General features: G+C 69.0%; 21 protein-coding genes. 9 read left to right on the top strand and 12 right to left on the bottom strand.

The window, feature by feature from the left end; translation table 11 throughout:
• Positions 1-3 precede the first annotated feature (3 nt).
• The 5 genes from JHN63_RS03650 to JHN63_RS03630 all read left to right on the top strand — a co-directional run bounded on the left by JHN63_RS03650 (position 4) and on the right by JHN63_RS03630 (position 5599).
• Positions 4-2226, top strand: a complete 2223-nt coding sequence (locus tag JHN63_RS03650) for an RICIN domain-containing protein (protein WP_200677193.1) — start codon at positions 4-6, stop codon at positions 2224-2226.
• A 26-nt stretch (positions 2227-2252) separates the two neighbouring features.
• Positions 2253-3551, top strand: coding sequence for a ThuA domain-containing protein (locus tag JHN63_RS03645; protein WP_200677192.1), 1299 nt, complete (start codon positions 2253-2255; stop codon positions 3549-3551).
• 120 nt (positions 3552-3671) lie between these two features.
• A complete protein-coding gene (locus tag JHN63_RS03640) occupies positions 3672-4379 on the top strand; it encodes a TetR/AcrR family transcriptional regulator (protein ID WP_200677191.1) in 708 nt (235 codons plus the stop codon).
• Positions 4372-5115 carry an SDR family oxidoreductase gene (locus JHN63_RS03635; protein ID WP_200677190.1) on the top strand — a complete coding sequence of 248 codons (744 nt, stop codon included), beginning with the start codon at positions 4372-4374 and terminating at the stop codon, positions 5113-5115. Before JHN63_RS03640 ends, JHN63_RS03635 begins: the two co-directional genes overlap by 8 nt.
• A 19-nt stretch (positions 5116-5134) precedes the next feature.
• On the top strand, positions 5135-5599 hold the full coding sequence (locus tag JHN63_RS03630) for a hypothetical protein (protein WP_200677189.1): 465 nt from the start codon (positions 5135-5137) through the stop codon (positions 5597-5599).
• A gap of 17 nt (positions 5600-5616) precedes the next feature.
• Here JHN63_RS03630 and JHN63_RS03625 read toward each other — a convergent pair whose 3' ends face one another.
• The 4 genes from JHN63_RS03625 to JHN63_RS03610 form a co-directional block, all read right to left on the bottom strand.
• Complete coding sequence (locus JHN63_RS03625; protein ID WP_200677217.1) at positions 5617-6375, bottom strand: IclR family transcriptional regulator; 759 nt, start codon at positions 6373-6375, stop codon at positions 5617-5619.
• 246 nt (positions 6376-6621) lie between these two features.
• Positions 6622-7632 carry a 4-hydroxy-2-oxovalerate aldolase gene (dmpG, locus tag JHN63_RS03620; protein ID WP_200677188.1) on the bottom strand — a complete coding sequence of 337 codons (1011 nt, stop codon included), beginning with the start codon at positions 7630-7632 and terminating at the stop codon, positions 6622-6624.
• Positions 7629-8579 (bottom strand): acetaldehyde dehydrogenase (acetylating), encoded by a 951-nt coding sequence (locus JHN63_RS03615; protein WP_200677187.1) that lies wholly within the window; start codon positions 8577-8579, stop codon positions 7629-7631. Before JHN63_RS03615 ends, dmpG begins: the two co-directional genes overlap by 4 nt.
• On the bottom strand, positions 8576-9433 hold the full coding sequence (locus JHN63_RS03610) for a 2-keto-4-pentenoate hydratase (protein ID WP_234476080.1): 858 nt from the start codon (positions 9431-9433) through the stop codon (positions 8576-8578). Before JHN63_RS03610 ends, JHN63_RS03615 begins: the two co-directional genes overlap by 4 nt.
• 232 nt (positions 9434-9665) lie before the next feature.
• On the opposite strand from JHN63_RS03610, the gene JHN63_RS03605 reads away from it, so the two are divergent.
• Positions 9666-11273, top strand: coding sequence for an FAD-dependent oxidoreductase (locus tag JHN63_RS03605; RefSeq protein WP_200677186.1), 1608 nt, complete (start codon positions 9666-9668; stop codon positions 11271-11273).
• Between the two features lie 4 nt (positions 11274-11277).
• On the opposite strand, the gene JHN63_RS03600 is transcribed toward JHN63_RS03605, so the two are convergent.
• Together JHN63_RS03600 and JHN63_RS03595 are read right to left on the bottom strand one after the other, a co-directional pair.
• Positions 11278-11787, bottom strand: a complete 510-nt coding sequence (locus tag JHN63_RS03600) for a DoxX family membrane protein (RefSeq protein ID WP_200677185.1) — start codon at positions 11785-11787, stop codon at positions 11278-11280.
• Positions 11784-12116 (bottom strand): DM13 domain-containing protein, encoded by a 333-nt coding sequence (locus JHN63_RS03595; RefSeq protein WP_234476079.1) that lies wholly within the window; start codon positions 12114-12116, stop codon positions 11784-11786. The genes JHN63_RS03600 and JHN63_RS03595 overlap by 4 nt, the downstream gene beginning before the upstream one ends.
• On the opposite strand from JHN63_RS03595, the gene JHN63_RS52360 reads away from it, so the two are divergent.
• Complete coding sequence (locus JHN63_RS52360) at positions 12106-12321, top strand: hypothetical protein (protein WP_234476078.1); 216 nt, start codon at positions 12106-12108, stop codon at positions 12319-12321. The genes JHN63_RS03595 and JHN63_RS52360 overlap by 11 nt on opposite strands.
• Positions 12322-12413: 92 nt before the next feature.
• Here JHN63_RS52360 and JHN63_RS03590 read toward each other — a convergent pair whose 3' ends face one another.
• Together JHN63_RS03590 and JHN63_RS03585 are read right to left on the bottom strand one after the other, a co-directional pair.
• Positions 12414-13022: a TetR/AcrR family transcriptional regulator gene (locus JHN63_RS03590; protein ID WP_307781803.1), complete on the bottom strand. Its 609-nt coding sequence runs from the start codon at positions 13020-13022 to the stop codon at positions 12414-12416.
• A gap of 36 nt (positions 13023-13058) precedes the next feature.
• Complete coding sequence (locus JHN63_RS03585) at positions 13059-13919, bottom strand: alpha/beta fold hydrolase (protein ID WP_200677183.1); 861 nt, start codon at positions 13917-13919, stop codon at positions 13059-13061.
• Positions 13920-14087: 168 nt separating this feature from the next.
• Between JHN63_RS03585 and JHN63_RS03580 the strand changes: the two genes are divergently transcribed.
• Complete coding sequence (locus tag JHN63_RS03580) at positions 14088-14960, top strand: VOC family protein (protein ID WP_200677182.1); 873 nt, start codon at positions 14088-14090, stop codon at positions 14958-14960.
• Between the two features lie 54 nt (positions 14961-15014).
• Here the strand turns inward: JHN63_RS03580 and JHN63_RS03575 are convergent, their stop codons facing one another.
• From JHN63_RS03575 to JHN63_RS03560, 4 genes are read right to left on the bottom strand one after another with little or no spacing between them, the layout of a single operon-like run.
• Positions 15015-15206 (bottom strand): ferredoxin, encoded by a 192-nt coding sequence (locus JHN63_RS03575; protein ID WP_200677181.1) that lies wholly within the window; start codon positions 15204-15206, stop codon positions 15015-15017.
• A 17-nt stretch (positions 15207-15223) separates the two neighbouring features.
• Positions 15224-16036: a mycofactocin-coupled SDR family oxidoreductase gene (locus JHN63_RS03570; RefSeq protein ID WP_200677180.1), complete on the bottom strand. Its 813-nt coding sequence runs from the start codon at positions 16034-16036 to the stop codon at positions 15224-15226.
• 16 nt (positions 16037-16052) lie between these two features.
• On the bottom strand, positions 16053-16262 hold the full coding sequence (locus tag JHN63_RS03565) for a hypothetical protein (RefSeq protein WP_200677179.1): 210 nt from the start codon (positions 16260-16262) through the stop codon (positions 16053-16055).
• Positions 16259-17404 (bottom strand): amidohydrolase family protein, encoded by a 1146-nt coding sequence (locus tag JHN63_RS03560; RefSeq protein WP_234476077.1) that lies wholly within the window; start codon positions 17402-17404, stop codon positions 16259-16261. Before JHN63_RS03560 ends, JHN63_RS03565 begins: the two co-directional genes overlap by 4 nt.
• Before the next feature lie 181 nt (positions 17405-17585).
• Here JHN63_RS03560 and JHN63_RS03555 point away from each other — a divergent pair, with 181 nt between their 5' ends.
• The gene (locus JHN63_RS03555; protein ID WP_200677178.1) at positions 17586-18449 is read left to right on the top strand and encodes a mycofactocin-coupled SDR family oxidoreductase; all 864 of its coding nucleotides are present in this window, start codon (positions 17586-17588) and stop codon (positions 18447-18449) included.
• Positions 18450-18459: the final 10 nt, after the last annotated feature.

Genomic DNA, 18459 nt, shown 5'->3' with positions numbered 1-18459 from the left:
TCCGTGCTCAGACGGAAAAGACTGTCCGGCCGCCATGTCCTGCCGAGAGCGCTCACGGCGGTCGCGCTCGTGGCCACCACCGTGACGGGCATCGAGTTCGCCACTCAGGGCTCGGCGAGTGCGGCGGGCACAGCCGCGGCCGCGATACCGACCGGCTACACCACGGTGGTCAACAAGGGCAGCGGCAAGTGTGTCGACGCCCGCTCGGCCGCGAGTGCCGACGGCACGGCCGTCCAGCAGTACACGTGCAACGGAAGCACCGCGCAGAACTGGCAGTTGGTCGCGACCGACGGCGGCTACTACCGCGTGAACACCAACCTGAACGGCGCCGAGGCCTGGGACGTCACCAACGTCTCGACCGCCGACTCCGCGCCGATCCAACTGTGGACGTACTCCGGCGGCAACAATCAGCAGTGGCTGCCGGTCGTCGAGTCCGACGGCGCCTACCACTTCGTCAACCGCAACAGCGGCAAGTGCCTCGACGTGCCGAGCGCGTCGACCGCCGACAGCGTGCAGCTCGCGCAGTACACCTGCAACGGCACGGCCGCGCAGTCCTTCACCCTGGGCGGTGCCACGACGAACCCGCCGGGCACCCCGGACTTCGGCCCCAACGTGACGGTGTTCGACCCGTCGATGTCGGCGGCCGGCATCCAGTCCAAGCTGGACTCGGTCTTCTCCCAGCAGCAGACCAACCAGTTCGGCTCGGCCCGCCAGGCCCTGCTGTTCAAGCCGGGCACGTACAGCGCCAACGCCAACGTCGGCTTCTACACACAGGTCGCCGGCCTCGGCTTCTCGCCGGACGACGTGACGATCAACGGCGCGGTGCACGCGGAGGCCGACTGGTTCCAGGGCAACGCGACGCAGAACTTCTGGCGCGACGCCGAGAACCTGTCGGTCAACCCCACAGGTGGCACCGACCGTTGGGCCGTCTCGCAGGCCGCGCCGTACCGGCGCATGCACGTGCGCGGCAACCTGGCGCTGGACGACGGCGGTTGGTCCAGCGGCGGCTTCATCTCCGACACCAAGGTCGACGGCCAGATCCAGTCCGGCTCCCAGCAGCAGTTCCTCACCAGGAACTCCACGATGGGCAGTTGGTCCGGTTCCAACTGGAACATGGTCTTCGTCGGCGACCAGGGCGCACCCGCCCAGTCCTTCCCGACGTACACCAACGTCGCCAGCTCCCCGACGATCCGCGAGAAGCCCTTCCTGTACGTCGACAGCGCGGGCGCCTACCAGGTGTTCGTGCCCGGACTCCAGTCCAACGCCGTCGGTACGACGTGGAGCGGGAAGACCCCGGCGGGCAAGTCCCTGCCGATCGACCAGTTCTACATCGTGAAGCCCGGCGCCACCGCGGCCGACATGAACACCGCGCTCGCGGCCGGCAAGAACCTGCTGGTCACCCCAGGCGTCTACCACCTCAACCAGACGATCAACATCACCCGCCCCGACACGGTCGTGCTGGGCATGGGCCTGGCCACCTTCGTGCCGGACAGCGGGATCACCGCGATCTCCACGGCCGACGTGGACGGCATCGAGCTGGCGGGCCTGCTGGTCGACGCGGGCACCACCAACTCCGCGACGCTGGTGCAGATCGGCCCGTCCGGTTCGACCGCCACACACGCGTCCGACCCGATCCAGTTGTCCGATGTCTTCGTCCGCATCGGCGGCGCGACGGTCGGCAAGGCCACCAACTCCGTTGTCATCAACAGCGCCAACACGATCATCGACCACACCTGGATCTGGCGGGCCGACCACGGCAACTCGGGCACGGTCGGCTGGACCACGAACACGGCGGACACCGGACTGATCGTCAACGCCGCCAACGTGACCGCGTACGGCCTGTTCGTCGAGCACTTCCAGAAGACCCAGGTCGTCTGGAACGGCAACGGCGGCCGGACGTACTTCTTCCAGAACGAGATGCCCTACGACCCGCCGAACCAGGCCTCCTGGATGAACGGCACCGGCAAGGGCTACCCCGCCTACAAGGTCGCCGCGGGCGTGACCACCCACGAGGCATGGGGACTTGGCAGCTACTGCTACTTCAGCTCCAACTCCGGCGTGGTCGCCGATCGCGCCTTCGAGGTGCCGAGCGTGTCCGGGGTCAAGTTCCACGACATGGTGACCGTCTCGCTGGGCGGAGTCGGCACGATCAGCCACATCATCAACAGCACCGGCGGTCCCTCCAACTCCAGTACCAACGTCGCCTACCTGACCAACTACCCGTAGACCGCACGGAAAGGATCGATCACTTCATGAACACCAACAGATCAGGTTCCACCCGCGCGCTCCTACGGGTCCTCCTCCTGCTGGCCACACTGCTCGGCCTCGCGGCCGTACCGCCCGCCGCGCAGGCGAGCACGGCGGCCACCCCGTTCAAGATCCTCGCGCTCTACAGCGGGACCTACGACGCGGCGCACATCGACTTCGACAAGGAGGCGAACGTCTGGTTCCCGCAGCAGGCGGCGGCCAACGGCTACACCTACACGGCCAGCACCAACTGGGACCTGCTCGCCAACGGCGGGGTCAACGCGTACCAAGTCGTCCTGTTCCTCGACGACTTGCCGCAGACCTCCGCCCAACGCACCGGTTTCGAGGCGTACATGAGGGGCGGCGGTGGCTTCATGGGCTTCCACGTCTCCGCCTTCACGACGAACGCGGCGAGCTGGTCCTGGTACCACAACACGTTCCTCGGCTCGGGGAACTTCGTGTCCAACACCTGGGGTCCGACCGCGGTGACCCTCAAGGTGGAGGACCACTCGATCCCGCCCACCGCCAGCCTGCCGGCCACGTTCACCTCGTCGGTCAGCGAGTGGTACAGCTGGTCCAACGACCTTCGGCAGAACCCGGACATCAAGATCCTGGCGTCGATCGACCCGAGCAGCTTCCCGGTCGGCACGGATCCCAACCAGTCCTGGTACAGAGGGTATTACCCGATCCTGTGGACCAACACGAAGTACAAGATGCTGTACGCGAACTTCGGCCACAACGCGATGAACTACACGACCAACACGCGCCTGTCGTCGACGTTCGCGAGCGCCACCCAGAACCAGTTCCTGCTCAACGGGCTCAAGTGGCTGGGTGGGGGCGACACTTCGACGCCGCCGACGGACACCCCGATCTCCGAGACGTCCTGGTACTCCGTGCAGAACGGCGGCAACGGCACGTGCGTGGACGCCCGGTCGGCGGCCATGGCCAACGGCACGGCGATCCAGCAGTACGCCTGCAACGGGACGACGGCGCAGCAGTACCAGTTCCGCTCCACCGACAGCGGGTACATGGAGATCACCGCGCGCGGCAACCCCGCACAGGTCATCGACGTGACCGACCGCTCGACGGCGGACAACGCGCCGTTGCAGCTGTGGGCCTACTCCGGTGGCACGAACCAGCAGTGGCAGCCGGTGCGGGAGACGAGCGGGCGTTACCACTTCGTCGCCCGGCACAGCGGCAAGTGCCTGAGCGCCGCCACGGCGGCGACCAACAGTGTCCAGCTCACCCAACGGACCTGTGACGGCTCCACTGCGCAGTCCTTCACGCTCGCCGTGCAGTCCTGAGCCACGCACGGCACCGCAAGGGCGCCTCCCACCGCACGGACGCGGTGGGAGGCGCCCTTGTTTTCATCGCTAACGGAGGAACGTTGTCAGCGATACGCCATCAGTGTTATCGTCGCTTACATGAACACGAGATCGCTGATAATCGAGGCGGCGGCGGAGCTGATCGCCCAGTCGCCCAGCGGCGACGTCTCGACGCGGGCCGTGTGCGACGCGGCGGGTGTCCAACAGCCCGTGCTGTACCGGCTGTTCGGTGACAAGGACGGGCTGCTGGCGGCGACGGTCGACCATGTCTGGGACCAGTACCTGGAGACGAAGCGCGCCGCCGAGAAGTCGGCGGACCCGTTGCAGGACCTGCTCGCCGGGTGGGACAGCCATGTGGCGTTCGCGCTGGCGCATCCCAACGCCTACAAGCTGATGTTCGCCCCGGCGCTGCGCGCCACACCCGAGGCGGCACAGGAGGCCCTGCGTATTCTCCGTGCGGTGCTCGATCGGCTCGCCGCGCAGGGCCGGATGCGGATCGCACCGGGCATCGCGGCGCAGATGGTCATGACGGCCACCACCGGTGTCGCCCTGGGGCTGATCACCCGTCCCGAGCTGTATCCGGACGCCGGGCTGTCGACACAGGTCCGCGACGCGATGGTGCAGGCGATCCTGCTCGACCCGGCGGCGGACACGACGGCCCACGACGCCCGTACGGCGGCGGCCACCACGCTGCTCTCGTCGCTCGACGACCTCACCCCCGAACCGTTCACCCCCGCGGAGTCGGCCCTGCTCGGCCAGTGGCTCACGCAGATCCCCACCACACGGAAGGACCCTCACCATGACTGACACCGACACCCCCACCCGCGTCGCCCTGATCACCGGCGGTTCCGGCGGCATCGGCCGCGCGGTCGCCGAGCGGCTGGCCCAGGACGGCATCGCGGTCGGCGTGCACTACGCGGGCAACAAGGCCAAGGCGGACGAGACGGTCGCCGCGATCGTCGCGGCCGGCGGCAGGGCGATCCCGGTCGGCGGCGACGTCGCCGACGAGGCCGCGATGTCCGCCGCGTTCGACGCGGTCGAGGCGGAGTTCGGCGGCATCGACGTGGTCGTGAACACCGCCGGGACCATGGCCCTGTCCCCCATCGCCACCATGGACCTCGACGACCTCGACCGGATGCACCGCACCAACATCCGCGGCACGTTCGTCGTCTCCCAGCAGGCGGCCCGCCGGGTGCGCGGCGGCGGCGCGATCATCAACTTCTCCACCACCGTCACCCGTACCAAGTTCCCGACGTACGGCGGCTATGTGGCGAGCAAGGCCGCGGTCGAGGCGATGACCCTGGTCCTGGCCCGCGAGCTGCGCGGCAAGGACATCACCGTCAACGCCGTCGCCCCCGGCCCCACCGCCACTCCCCTGTTCCTGAACGGCAAGGACGAGGCCACGGTCGAGAACCTCGCCAAGGCCGCGCCGCTGGAGCGCCTCGGCACCCCGGACGACATCGCCGAGTCGGTCGCCTTCCTGGCCGGCCCGGCCCGCTGGATCAACGGTCAAGTACTGTTCGCCAACGGCGGGTTGGCGTGACGGGGAGAAGAATCCAGAGATGACCTACGTTCTACAGGCGGTGATCGCCGGGGAAGACCTGCTCCGCTCCGCCGCGCAGAAGGCGCCAGGCGCCCACGTGGCTTCCCTCGGCCAGGGCCTGTCGCTGCTGCCGATGACAAGCGAAGTGCTCGATGCCGTCCCGGACGCCGACGCCGCTCGGTCCCTGGGGTTCCGGCGGCTGCCGACCGGCTTCGAGCTGAAGCTCGCCGAGTGGTCCGCCGTAGGACCGGTCGCCTATGTGGAGGCCGAGTACTTCGGTGGGGCCGGCGAGCAACGAGCCGTCGTCTGGGCCGATGGGGCACTCGCATGGGGGCCGTCGGACCAACGGGCGCTGGGGATCAGCCCGATCTCGCAGGCCCTGCGCCGGCTGGGCGCCACGAGCGGTCCGGACCAGGACGAGTTCACCGCCGTGGGCCTGGACCGCCACCGGCACAACGACGGCTGGATCTCCGCCACCCCGTGACGGCCCGCCCGCCGTAACTACCCCACGGCGTCCGCCACTTCACGCCGATACGACTCCCCGCCCCCGAACAGCTCGTCGGACACGGCCCGTACGGCGTTGACGACCAGCGGAGCGACCAGTTCCAGCGGGGCGCGCCCGTCGCCGACGACCGAGATCGCGCCGATCGGGCCGTCGGGTCCGCGCAGGGCGAGGCCGACGCAGCCGAGGTCGGGGAAACACTCCCCCCGGTCGATCGCCAGCCCGGTGCGCCGGCGTACCGTGCTCAACTCCCGGTGGAGCAGGTCGAGTCGGCCGATGCTGTGCGAGGTGCGGCACTCCATCGACTGCTGGTAACGGGCGTCTATCTCCTCCGGGCTCAGCCAGGCGAGCATCGCCTTCCCCAACCCGGTGCAGTGGGCGACCGCCCGCCCGCCGACCCGCGAGGGGATGTCGACCGCGGCCCGGCCGCCGACCTTGTCGAGGTAGTAGATCTCCGGGCCGTCGAGCACGGCGAGATGGACGACCATCTTCGTCCGGACGGCCAGGTCGAGGAGTTGGGGCGCGGCCGCCGCGCGCAGCGTGCTGTGCCCGATCTCCCGTCCGCCGAGACCGAGGGCGCGCGGTCCCAGCGCGTACCCGGCGACCGTGTGGTGCAGCCAGTCCAGGCGCACCAGTTGGTCGAGGATCCGATGGGTGGTGGAGCGCGGGAGGTGGGTCCGGCGGGACACCACTTCCAGGGTGAGATGTGTCTGGGGCCGCTCGAAGAGGTCCATGATCAACGTCACGCGCTCCATCATCGACGGTGGCAGCGCATGCCGGTCGGCCTCGTATCGCGGTTCCAGGCGAAGGGCAGACGTCATCGTCAATGCCTCTCTGCTCAAACTGAAATCAATTCTAGTTCGGCGCCGTCGTCAACGTATCAATGGCTTCGGACGCGGGCCAAGAGGCGTGCACGAGTTTATTGGTACGCCCGGTCTAATCAACGCGTCAAAGAGCCGCTCCCCGGTGCGTGGTCCGGGGAGCGGCTCTGCGGGGAAGTGCGGTCAGCAGCCGCGCGTCAGGTCGAGCGCGATGTCCACGATCATGTCCTCCTGCCCGCCGACCAGTCCTCGCCTGCCCACCTCCTGGAGGATGGTGCGCGCGTCCAGGCCGTACTGCGCGGCCGCCGTCTCGGCATGCCGCAGGAAGCTGGAGTAGGCGCCCGCGTAGCCGAGGGTGAGGGTCTCGCGGTCGACGCGCACCGGCCGGTCCTGGAGCGGGCGTACCAGGTCGTCGGCGGCGTCCTGGAGCGCGAACAGGTCGCAACCGTGCTTCCAGCCAAGGAGGTTGGCGACGGCGACGAACGGTTCGATCGGGCAGTTGCCGGCGCCCGCGCCCTGTCCGGCGAGCGACGCGTCGACCCGGGTCACCCCTTCTTCCACCGCGGTCACGGAGTTGGCCACGGACAGGGAGAGGTTCTCGTGCGCGTGGATGCCGATCTGGGTGTCCGGGTCGAGCACGTCGCGGTAGGCGCGGATACGGTCGCGCACCCCGTCCATGGTCAGCCGGCCGCCGGAGTCCGTGACGTACACGCAGTGTGCGCCGTAGGACTCCATCAGCCGTGCCTGGCGGGCGAGTTCGGCGGGGTCGGTCATGTGGGCCATCATCAGGAAGCCGGAGACGTCCATGCCGAGTTCGCGCGCGGTGGCGATGTGCTGTGCGGCCACGTCTGCCTCGGTGCAGTGGGTGGCGACGCGGACCGAGCGGACGCCGAGGGAGTAGGCCTGCTTGAGTTCGGCGATGGTGCCGATGCCGGGCAGCAGCAGGGACGTCAGCGTCGCCCGGTGGATGGCGCCGGCCGCGGCCTCGATCCATTCCCAGTCGGTGTTGCTGCCGGGGCCGTAGTTGAGGCTGCCGCCGGAGATGCCGTCGCCGTGGGCGACCTCGATGGCGTCCACGCCCGCCTGGTCCAGGGCCGCGCTGATGGCGGCCACGTTCGCGGGCGTGATCCGGTGCCGGATGGCGTGCATGCCGTCCCGGAGGGTGACGTCCTGCACATAGAGCCTGGGGGTCATCGGGCCACCTCGGTGGAGAAGCGCTGGGCGATGCGCTCGGCGACCCGCAGGGCGGCCGAGGTCATGATGTCGAGGTTGCCCGCGTAGGCGGGCAAGTAGTGGGCGGCGCCCTCGACTTCGAGGAACACGGACACCTTGGTGGTGACCTCGGAGGCATCGCCGGTGAAGAGCGTGTGCACCGGATCACCGGCGGGGATCGGCGTGAACTGCACCTGCTGCTTGAGCCGGTAGCCGGGCACGTACTCGGCGACCGCGTCCACCATGCCCTCCACGGAGGCCCGCACCTGCTCCTGGTCCGCGTCGCCGATCAGGCAGTACACGGTGTCCCGCATGATCAGCGGTGGCTCGGCCGGATTCAGCACGATGATCGCCTTGCCGCGCCGGGCACCGCCCACCTTCTCGATCGCGGCGGAGGTCGTCTCGGTGAACTCGTCGATGTTGGCGCGGGTTCCGGGTCCCGCCGACTTCGAGGCGATCGAGGCGACGATCTCGGCGTACGGCACCGGTGTGATCCGGCTGACCGCGTGCACGATCGGGATGGTGGCCTGGCCGCCGCAGGTGACCATGTTGAGGTTGTCGGCATCGCCCGCGAGGTGCTCGTCGAGGTTCACCGGCGGCACGACGTACGGACCGATGGCCGCCGGGGTGAGGTCGACGAGCCGTTTGCCGTACGGGGCGAGGCGCTTGGCGTTCTCGACGTGCGCCTTCGCGGAGGTGGCGTCGAAGACGATCCCGATGTCGTCGAAGCCGTCCATCCGGATCAGCCCGTCCACGCCCTCGTGCGTGATGGGCACCTTCAGGCGCGCGGCGCGGGCGAGGCCGTCCGACTCCGGGTCGATGCCCACCATCGCGGCCATCTCCAGGGTGTCGGACAGCCGCAGCACCTTGATCATCAGGTCGGTCCCGATATTGCCGGAACCGATGATGGCCACCTTGGTCTTCGTCATCCCTGTTCCTTCGAAGAGTCCGATGAGTCGGGTTCGTTGGCCGAGAACGTCGCGGTCACCGTGCCGAGGCCCGACATCTCGGCCCGTACGGTGACGCCCGGCGGGGTGGGGACGAGCGGACCCAGCGCTCCGGAGAGCACGACCTGACCGGCCCGCAGCGGGTCGCCGAACTCCCGGGCGGTGCGCGCCAGCCACAGCAGCGCGGCGAGCGGGTCACCGAGGCAGGCCGTGCCGTCGCCCTCCGAGGCGAGCTTCCCGTCGGCGTACAGCCGCATGGTGACGTCCCGGGGTTCGAAGGCCTTCAACTCGACCCGCTCGCCGCCGAGTACGAACAGCCCGCTGGACGCGTTGTCGGCGACGGTGTCGGTGATCGCGATGTCCCAGTCGGCGACCCGGCTGTCCACGATCTCCAACGCGGCGACGGCGTACGCCACGGCGGACCGCACCCGCTCGACGTCCAGTTCGCCGTCGTCGAGGTCGGCGGCGAGGACGAACGCGATCTCCGCCTCGACCCTGGGCTGCAGCAGCCGTTCGCTCGGCACGGCAGGCAGCGCAGTGACGTCCATGTCGGCGAGGAGCACCCCGAAGTCGGGCCGGTCGACGCCCACTTGGCGCTGCACGGACTCGGAGGTCAGTCCGATCTTGCGGCCGACGACCCGCGCGCCGGCGGCGATCCGGTCGGCCACGATGCGCTGTTGGACGGCGTAGGCGAGGCCGATGTCGGTGGCACCGAGCAAGTCCCGTACGGGGGCGCACGGTTGGCGGTCACGGGCCGCGCTCGTCAGTCGCAGGACCGCCTCGGCCACCGTAGCCTCACGGTCCGTCGCCGTCCTCGGTTCCCCAACGTCTGTCATTCGCATCCTCACCTCGTGATGGCCTCCAGCCTGGGCATCGGCGCCCGATCACGGTCCCGCGCGTTCCGCTCAGCGGGACTGGATCCGGGTGTGGACAAACGGTCTCGCTGAGCGAGATGACCGGTCGGAACCCGGGAGTTGGCTCGATACCGTCGCCCGCACATTGCGAGAGGTTGTGGCGTTGAGCCGCGCTCGGCCGTCGAGAAACGTCAGCACACCTGAGGAGGTCAGGATGACCAGCAACGAGGACGTCTACGACGTGATCGTGGTCGGGTCGGGCGGGGGTCTGGTCGGTGCCTATCTGGCAGCGTCACGCGGGCTGCGGACGCTCGTCATCGAGAAGACGGACCGCGTGGGCGGCACCACCGCCTACTCCGGTTCCGGTCTGTGGTATCCCGGTTCCGCGCCCATGCGGCGGGCCGGACTCGACGACAGTGTCGAGGACGCGAGGACCTATCTGCGCAGCACCGTCGACGACGCGTCACGCGAGCCGCTCCAGGACGCCTATCTGCGGGCCGGCGTGGAGTTGATCGACGAGCTGGAGAAGAATCCGTGGTTCCGGTCGTTCGTTCATCTCCCGGTGCCGGACTACTATCCGTCGGTCACCGGCTCGTCCCCGACGGGGCACACCGTCTTTCCGCCGCAGGTCACCGTCGCCGAACTGGGGGAACATGCCCGGCTGGTCCGCGCCTGTCTGCCGACCCAGCGGTGGGGCGATGACGAAGGCCCGGTCCTCAGCGGTGGCCGCGCTCTGATCGGCAGGACGTTGGCGGCGTTCCTGGAGACGGGCCACGGCTCGCTCCGCCTCGACACCGCCTTGGAGGGCCTCGTCGTCGAGGACGGCAGGGTCGTCGGTGTGGAGGCGGTGAGCGACGGCGAACAGGTCACGTTCCGCGCCACGGGCGGGGTGATCCTCGCGGCCGGCGGTTTCGAGCGCAACCGCGAGCTGCGCGAGAAGTACCAGCCGGTTCCGGAGCGCGGCAGCGAGTGGACCCACGGCGCCCCGGGCAACACGGGCGACGCGCTCCAGGCCGGCATCGCGGTCGGTGCCGCAACCGATCTGCTCGACGCGGCCTGGTTCACGCCCGGACTCGTGTGGCCCGACGGCCTCCCTCTCTTCCACACGGGCACCCGGGGTGGCATCTGGGTCAACGCGGCGGGCGAACGCTTCGTCAACGAGACCCGCCCCTACGACCAGGCGGGCCGCGAGATCGTCCGCCTGCACGCCACCACAGGCGTCTCGCACATCCCCGCCCACTGGATCATCGACCAACGCCAGCTCGACCGGGACGGCTTCGGCGGCCCCTACGACCAGCCGGTCCGCCCCGAGTGGTTCGAGTCGGGTGCGCTGAAGAGGGCCGACACCCTTGAGGAGTTGGCGCAGCTGATCGACGTACCGCTGAAAGCCCTGCACGCGACCATCGAGGAGTTCAACGGCTACGCGCGGACCGGTGTCGACGAGAAGTTCCATCGTGGCGAGACACCCTGGGACCAGATGGCTCAGTACGTCCTGGGTTTCCCCGCCCTGCCCGTGCTGAACTACCCGGCACCGCCGGCCACGGACGAGTGGCCCAACCCGCTGCTGCCCCCGCTCGACACCCCGCCGTACTACGTCGCGACCATTCTTCCGGCCGACATCGGCACCAAGGGCGGCCTGAAGATCGACGAGCACGCACGGGTGCTGCGCCCGGACGGCGCGCCGATCGAGGGGCTCTACGCGGCGGGCAACACCGCGGCCGCGATGACGGGACGCGTGTACCCGGGCGCGGGGGCTCCCGTCGGCTCGAGTGTCGCCTTCTCGTACCTCGCGGTGCTCGACATCGCGAGCGGCACGGACTGACCGGTCAGAGCCAGCGCCGGAACGGCTCCCGGAACACCACCAGGTCCGGGCGCCTTCGGCCCACCGCCCTTTCCGCGAGAGTCGTCACGGAGAAATGCGAGGCCAGGAGCGGCCAGGCGATGACCACCGTCGAGAGGGCGACCATGATCGGATATTCGGTGATCAACTGATCCGCGCTCCAGTACGTCAGCAAGGTGAATGCCGACATGAAAGACGCGGGCAAAGTGAACACCCCCAGGACAAGGACGACTCCAAGGGCCGTCTCCAGAAGGGGCATCGCGAAGCCGAAGAAATGCGGCCAACCCGCGAGTGCGAAATCCGCGAAACTCTTGAAGTAGCCCGGAACCCTGCTGTTCGACTTCGCACTGTTCGCCACCAACAGGATGTCAGCCGCCCCGAAATGCGCCCGGTATTTGAGCGTTCCTTCATGGAGCCACAGGACACCGAGGGTGACTCTGATCGCGCCGGCGAGGACCGCCGCGATCAGAGTCGGGCGCGAAGGGAACGACTTCATGACAGTTTCGCGGCGCCGAATACCGCCTTCGCCTTGTCGCAGTGGATGACCACGGTGGTGTATCCGGCCGCGTCCGCGCCGTTGAGCGCGAACATCTGGGACGCCTTGTCGAACTTGACGGCACCGAGCTGCTTGCCCGCGGACACGGCGGCTTCATCCGTGCCGTTCGTGAGGTAGACATGCAGGTCCGGGCCCTCGTCGGACGTGAAGCCGGAGAGCGTGACGTCCATGCCGCTCACCTGCGCGGAGCCGGTCACCTTCTTGCCGTTGAGCCCCGCGAACATTCCCGTCCGGTCGGCCGACTTCATTGCCGCCTTCGTGGCCGACATGGAGGGCGCCGCCTTCGAGGTGGAGTCGCTGTTGTCGGACCCACCGCACGCCGTGAGCGTGAAGGAAAGGGCAACGAGAGCCACACCGACAAAACCGATTTTCCGCATGCCGAACTTCCTGTTCTTGATTCCGCTGGGAATCGGCGACAAGAGGAACGGGCTGCCGCCGACGGGAACCAAGCTACCCACGGAAAACGGGAAATGACCCCGCGGCCCGGGGGACGTAAGAATTGCTTCACATTTACGCGACGACCACGGCGATCCCTGCGACTGCGGCGACTCCGGCGATCCCCGCGGCTACGGCGTGAGCAGCAGCCGTGCGGCCAGGCGCATGTTCGTCTCCGCCTCCGCGGTGGACAGCTCCTCGGTGAGCATGGCCACGAACAGCCCCCACCAGCCGTAGATGAGCAGGCGAGCCCTGCTGCGGTCGGTCTCCGAGGCCTCGCGGACGCCGCCGCCGAGCAGCCGCAGGATGGCCTGTCCCAGGGCGCTGTCGACGAGGTCCGTGCGGGCCGGGACGACACTCGTGTACTCGGTGAACGACGACAGCGCCACCGCCGAGGCCAGCAGGGGGCTGTCCAGCAGCTTCACGCTGAGCGTGATGAGCAGCTCCGCGATCTCGGCGGCGGCGTCCGTGCCCTCCTCGGCGACGGTCGCGTGACCACCGACGAACTGCTCGATGTGCCACTCCAGGACCGCCATGAACAGATACGGCTTGGACGGGAAGTAGCGGTACACGGTGGCGATGGCGACGCCGGCCTCCTTGGCCACGTCGTGCATCTGCACGCTGGCCAGGCCCTCGCGGGCGCCGAGTTCGGAGGCGGCGCGGAGGATGCGGACCCGGCGGGCGGCCTGGCCGCTCGACATCGGGGCCGCCGGTTGCCGTCCCTCAGCGGGTCTCGCCACGTCGTCCCCCATGTCGTCCGGTGCTCCCGCCGACGCTCAGGACGCCTCGGGGCGGGTCAGGAAGGCCAGGACCACGCTCTCCCAGGCCTCCTTCTGCTCGATCATGGCCCAGTGGCCGCAGTCGGGCAGCACATGCAGTTCCGCTTTGGGAATCGTACGCATCGGGATCAGCGCGCTCTCCAACGGTGTGACCCGGTCGTCGCGGCCCCAGGTCAGCAGTGTGGGCGCGGTGATCTTGTGGAGGGCGGCCCAGATGGGCTGGTCGGAGTGGGCCTGCGCGGCCTGCATGGCGGCCATGGCCTGCCGGCCGTAGATCCGCCGGGAGGCCTCCAGGGTCGCGGGCTCGGTGGCGGTCACCCACCGCTCCTCGATGAGTTGCTCGGTAAGGAGGGCCGGGTCGTGGACCATCGACCGGAGCCACTGGACGAGGTTCTCGCGGGTCGGGTTCTCGGCGAACTCGACCAGCAGGTTGAGGCCTTCGCTGGGGCCCGGCGAGAGGATGTTGCGGCCCACGCCGCCGATGGTGACGACCCTGCGGAACAAGTCCTTGTGGGCGACGGCGAGTCCGGCGGCGACGAAGCCGCCCATGGAGTTCCCGATGACGTCGACGCGCTCCAGGCCGAGGCCGTCGAGGAAACGCAGCACCGCCTTCGGGGCCGCCATCATCGGGTTCTCGTCGGTGGGGTCGCTGACCCCGAACCCCGGGAATTCCAGGGCGAGACAGCGGAAGTGCTTCGCGAACACGGGGAGATTTCCCCGGTAGTTGCGCCAGCCGGTCACGCCGGGACCGGAACCGTGCAACAGGAGCAGCGGCGGCCCGTCGCCCACCTCGTGGTAGCGCAACGTGCCCTCGTCGGTGTGCAGTTCGCGCAGGGTGTCCTCAGCGGTGAGTGTCATGGCGGTGCGTGGCCTCCGGTCGCGGGGTGACGGGCGACAGTCACCGTGCCACCGCGCCCCGAGCGGGTGTCGCGCTCTTCCCGATCAGTGGGACGTGGGCGTCCCCCGGTCCGCCCCGCTGATTAGCGTCGGGCTGCCAGGACTTGACGACGGTGATGGGAGACCCTGATGGGTGTGCGCTCACTCGGGTATGTACGGCTGGAGTCCAGCGACATCGAGAAATGGAAGGTGTTCGGGGCGGATTTCCTCGGCCTGATGCCAGTTGAGGGCGGCGACCCGGAATCCCTGTACTACCGGATGGACGACTATCCGGCCCGTATCGTGGTCTCCCCCGGTTCGCAGAGCGGGATGACCGCCCTGGGCTTCGAGGTCATCGACGAACGGGAGTTGGCCCGTCTGGTCGCCGACGTCGAGAAGACCGGCATCAAGGTGACCGCCGGCACCGAGGACGAGGCCGCGGAACGCAGGGTCACCGGCTTCGTCAAGTTCAACGACCCGGGCGGCAACCCGGTCGAGCTGTTCTACGGCGCGATCCTCGACCACGTCCCGGTGCAGACTCCCCTGGTCTCGGAGTTCCTGACCGGTGACATGGGTTTCGGGCACGCCATCCTCTCGGCCGAGGACGCGCGCGGGACCTTCGACTTCTACGTGAACGTCCTCGGCTTCATCGAGCGCAACACGATGCGCTCGCCGGGCGGTACGACCTGGTTCATGGGCTGCAACCCCCGCCACCACACCCTGGGCGTCACTCCGGCGCCGGGTCCCGGGCGGCTGCTGCACTTCATGGTCGAGGGCAGGACGCTGGACGACGTGGGGCGTGCCCTCGACCGGGCCGCGAAGCTGAACGTCCCGATGATGCACTCGCTGGGCAAGCACACCAACGACCGCATGGTGTCGTTCTATGTGTGGTCGCCGGAGAACTACGCCGTCGAGTTCGGCTGGGACGGCCTGAAGGTGCCGGAGCCGGTACCCGTCTACGAGATCACCGACGGCGCGTTCTGGGGCCACCACTTCACCCCGCCGCCGCAGCCCGCCGGCTGACCCGAACAGCACGACAGGAGCCCCACGGTCTACGGCCGTGGGGCTCCTGTCGTGTCAGCGCTCGACGGTGATGGCCCGCTCCGGGCAGGCCAACTCCCCGTCCCTGGCGGCCTGTTCGAGCTCCGGCGGCAACTCGCCGTCGTAGGGCAGCGCATAGCCGTCGTCGTCGAGCCGGAACACCTCCGGCGCCGCCGCCGCACACCTCGCGTGCCCGGAGCACAGCGAGGAGTCGATCGTGATCTTCATCCACAACTCCGTTCGTTCTACGGCTTGTTCGTCGAGCCCGCGTCGACGGTGAACTGGAGGCCGGTGACATAGCGCGCCTCGTCCGACGCGAGGAACAGCACGGCGTTCGACACGTCCCGCGGCTCGACGTACGGGGCGAGGGGGTTCATCGCGGCCAGCGCGAACAGCGGTTCCCGCGCGGCGAGTTCCTCGATCGGGACGCCGACGGTGATGCCGGTGTCGCTGACCCCGGTGGGGTGCACGGTGTTCACCCGGATGCGGTGCGGGGCGAGTTCGTTGGACAGCGCCTTCATCAGCCCGACCACGCCGTGCTTGCTGGCCACGTAGTGGGCGTACGGCACATGGCCGCGGATGCCGGCGGCCGAGCTGGTGATGATGACGGAGCCGCCCTGTCCGGCCTCGATCATCCAGGGGATCGCGGCCCGCACCGCGTTCCAGGGGCCCTTGAGGTTGACGTCCATGACGACGTCCCAGGCCTCCTCGGAGATCTCCCAGGCGGCGCCGATGCTCATCACACCCGCGTTGGCGACGAGGGTGTCGAGCCGGCCGAACTCCTCGCGCGCCGCGTCGACGGCGGCCCGCATCTCCACGACCGAGCGCACATCGGCCTGCACGGCGACACACCGGCGGCCGGTCGCCCGCACCAACTCGGCGGTTTCCTCGAGCTGTTCCTTGGACGCCAGCGGATAGGGCAGCTCGTCGCTGATGTCGTGGCACACGTCCGTGACGACGACATCGGCTCCCTCCTCCGCCAGCCGCACCGCATGCGAGCGGCCCTGACCGCGGGCCGCTCCCGTGACGAGTGCGACCTTGCCTTCCACACGCCCCATGCCAACTCCCGTTGTCTCAGCGGACATTCAGGTCCTCGGCGGCCTCGCGAAGAGCGCGCAGCCGGGTGTCGAGGAGTTCACGCTCAGCGTGGTCGTCCGCGCCGAGTTCGGCCAGACGGCGTGCGGTGACGCCGATCTCCTCCTGGAGGCGACCGTACGCCTCGTCGCGGGTCAGCAGATCGAGGTCGGTCCAGTCGGAGCGCTCGGACTCCGGGCGCCCGCTCATGCGGGGAGGTTGTAGAGACGGCGGGTGTTCAGCTCCACGATCTTGTGCACCTCGTCGTCCGGCACGTCGGCGAGGACCTCGGCGGCGTAGGCGCGGCTCTTGGGCCAGTACGAGTCCGAGTGCGGGTAGTCGCACTCCCAGGTGATCTTGTCGACGCCGATGTGGTGGCGCACCTCCACACCGAACCGGTCGTCGATGAAGCAGCCGTGGAAGTGCTTGTGGAACAGCTCCGAGGGCCGCACGGTCTGGTTGACGTTCTGGTAGAAGCGGTGCCGCTCCCAGGTGCCGTCGGCGCGCTCCAGCAGATACGGGATCCAGCCGATCCCGCCCTCGGACAGGCCGATCTTCAGCCCCGGGTGGTTGTGGAGGACCGGGGAGAACAGCAGGTCGGCGGCCGCGTACATCGAGTTGGTGGCGAACAGGGTGATCGTCACCGCGAAGGGTGCCTCCGGAGCGGTCTTCGGGGCCGCGCCCGAGGTGCCGAAGTGCAGGCACAGCGGCATGTCGGTCTCCACGGCCGCCCTGAACACCGGGTCCCAGTGGTCGGTGTGGAACGACGGCAGGCCCAGTGGGACCGGGTTCTCCGGGAACGAGATCGCCTTGGCGCCCTTGGCCGCCGTACGCCGGATCTCGGCCGCGCAGGCGTCCACGTCCCACAGCGGCAGGATGACCAGCGGGATGAGCCGGCCGGGGGCGGTGGCGCACCACTCGTCGAGCACGAAGTCGTTCCACGCCTGGACGCAGAGCAGGGCGAGTTGACGGTCCTCGCCGTCCAGGAAGATCGTGCCGGCGAAGCGCGGGAACGACGGGAAGCAGAGCGCGCCCCACACGCCGTCCAGGTCCATGTCCCGCAGCCGGGCCTTCGGGTCGTAGCAGCCCGGGATCATCTCGTCGTAGCGGGTCGGTTCGAGGCCGAACTCCTCGGGGGACTTGCCCGCGACGGCGTTCAGGCCGATGTAGGGGTAGATGCGCCCCTCGTAGTTCCACACCTCGGCCGGGGCCTGGCCCTCTCCCCGCGCCTGTTCCACGATCCGCGGTCCGACGTCGCGGTACTTCGCCGGCAGGCGGTCCGTCCACAGGCGCGGCGGCTCGATCAGGTGGTCGTCGGTCGACAGCAACTTCATCCACGGCTGCAATGGCATCGATGTGCTCCCTCGAATCTCATGGACTCTCTAGCACCGGCCGAATTGTGTGCACTGTTCAGGTCCCACTGAACGGAAACCGGCCAGCGGTCAGCGGACTTGATACCGATCATGGATCACGAACAGCGCCATCGGACAGTATTCAGGCTACTCTTTTATCTCCGGCGGAAGGAGCCCCAGGATGGGCCGAGTACAGGACAAGGTCGTGTTCATCACCGGGGCGGCGCGCGGACAGGGCCGCGCCCACGCGCTCCGGCTTGCCGCGGAGGGCGCCGACATCATCGCCGTCGACCTGTGCGAGGACATCGCGACCAACGCGTATGCGCTGGCCACTCAGGACGACCTGGACGAGACCGTGCGCCAGGTCGAGAAGCTCGGCCGACGCATCGTGGCCCGCAAGGCGGACGTACGGGATCCCGCCGCTCTCAAGGCGGCCGTGGCCGACGGGGTGGCCGAACTCGGGCGGCTCGACGCCGTGGTCGCGCAGGCCGGTATCGCGCCGCTCGGTCCGCAGCAGGGCGTCCAGGCCTTCATCGACGCCGTCACCGTCGACTTCAACGGTGTCGTGCACGCCGTCGAGGCCGCCCTGCCGCATCTGCCCGACGGCGCCTCGATCGTGGCGACCGGTTCCATCGCGGCCCTGACCCCGGCGACCGTCGACAGCCCGTCCAACGGACCCGGTGGCCTGGGCTACTCCTTCGCCAAGCGCCAAGTGGCCGCGTTCGTCCACGACTTGGCGACGGTGCTGCTGTCGCGGCGGATCCGGGTCAACGGCCTGCACCCCACCAACGTCAACACGGACATGCTCAACAGCGACATCATGTACCGCTCGTTCCGGCCGGACCTAGAGAACCCGACCCGCGAGGACGCGTTGCTCTCGTTCCCCGCGACCACCGGTATGGACATCCCCTACGTCGAGCCGGAGGACGTCGCCGACATGGTGCTCTTCCTGGTCTCGGACGAGTCCCGCTATGTCACCGGCATGCAGATGCGGGTGGACGCCGGCGGCTATGTCCGCAAGCGCCCCCAACTCCCCACGTTCTGACGGCATTTGG

Source organism: Streptomyces sp. MBT65, from assembly GCF_016612545.1.
Lineage (GTDB): Bacteria > Actinomycetota > Actinomycetes > Streptomycetales > Streptomycetaceae > Streptomyces.
Note: the sequence above shows the minus strand (reverse complement) of the source record. Positions and strands in the feature narration are given on the sequence as shown.

Excerpts from the sequence above, each read along its gene's own strand:
- JHN63_RS03595 (WP_234476079.1), bottom strand. The coding sequence starts at position 12,116 with ATGTCGGCCACGAAGGCGGCAATGAAGTCGGCCGACCGGACGGGAATG.
- JHN63_RS03565 (WP_200677179.1), bottom strand. The coding sequence starts at position 16,262 with ATGAGCGGGCGCCCGGAGTCCGAGCGCTCCGACTGGACCGACCTCGAT.
- JHN63_RS03570 (WP_200677180.1), bottom strand. The coding sequence starts at position 16,036 with ATGGGGCGTGTGGAAGGCAAGGTCGCACTCGTCACGGGAGCGGCCCGC.
- JHN63_RS03615 (WP_200677187.1), bottom strand. The coding sequence starts at position 8,579 with ATGACGAAGACCAAGGTGGCCATCATCGGTTCCGGCAATATCGGGACC.
- JHN63_RS03610 (WP_234476080.1), bottom strand. The coding sequence starts at position 9,433 with ATGACAGACGTTGGGGAACCGAGGACGGCGACGGACCGTGAGGCTACG.
- JHN63_RS03640 (WP_200677191.1), top strand. The coding sequence starts at position 3,672 with ATGAACACGAGATCGCTGATAATCGAGGCGGCGGCGGAGCTGATCGCC.
- dmpG (WP_200677188.1), bottom strand. The coding sequence starts at position 7,632 with ATGACCCCCAGGCTCTATGTGCAGGACGTCACCCTCCGGGACGGCATG.
- JHN63_RS03585 (WP_200677183.1), bottom strand. The coding sequence starts at position 13,919 with ATGACACTCACCGCTGAGGACACCCTGCGCGAACTGCACACCGACGAG.
- JHN63_RS03560 (WP_234476077.1), bottom strand. The coding sequence starts at position 17,404 with ATGCCATTGCAGCCGTGGATGAAGTTGCTGTCGACCGACGACCACCTG.
- JHN63_RS03645 (WP_200677192.1), top strand. The coding sequence starts at position 2,253 with ATGAACACCAACAGATCAGGTTCCACCCGCGCGCTCCTACGGGTCCTC.
- JHN63_RS03625 (WP_200677217.1), bottom strand. The coding sequence starts at position 6,375 with ATGATGGAGCGCGTGACGTTGATCATGGACCTCTTCGAGCGGCCCCAG.
- JHN63_RS03580 (WP_200677182.1), top strand. The coding sequence starts at position 14,088 with ATGGGTGTGCGCTCACTCGGGTATGTACGGCTGGAGTCCAGCGACATC.
- JHN63_RS03630 (WP_200677189.1), top strand. The coding sequence starts at position 5,135 with ATGACCTACGTTCTACAGGCGGTGATCGCCGGGGAAGACCTGCTCCGC.
- JHN63_RS03555 (WP_200677178.1), top strand. The coding sequence starts at position 17,586 with ATGGGCCGAGTACAGGACAAGGTCGTGTTCATCACCGGGGCGGCGCGC.
- JHN63_RS03575 (WP_200677181.1), bottom strand. The coding sequence starts at position 15,206 with ATGAAGATCACGATCGACTCCTCGCTGTGCTCCGGGCACGCGAGGTGT.
- JHN63_RS03635 (WP_200677190.1), top strand. The coding sequence starts at position 4,372 with ATGACTGACACCGACACCCCCACCCGCGTCGCCCTGATCACCGGCGGT.
- JHN63_RS03600 (WP_200677185.1), bottom strand. The coding sequence starts at position 11,787 with ATGAAGTCGTTCCCTTCGCGCCCGACTCTGATCGCGGCGGTCCTCGCC.
- JHN63_RS03605 (WP_200677186.1), top strand. The coding sequence starts at position 9,666 with ATGACCAGCAACGAGGACGTCTACGACGTGATCGTGGTCGGGTCGGGC.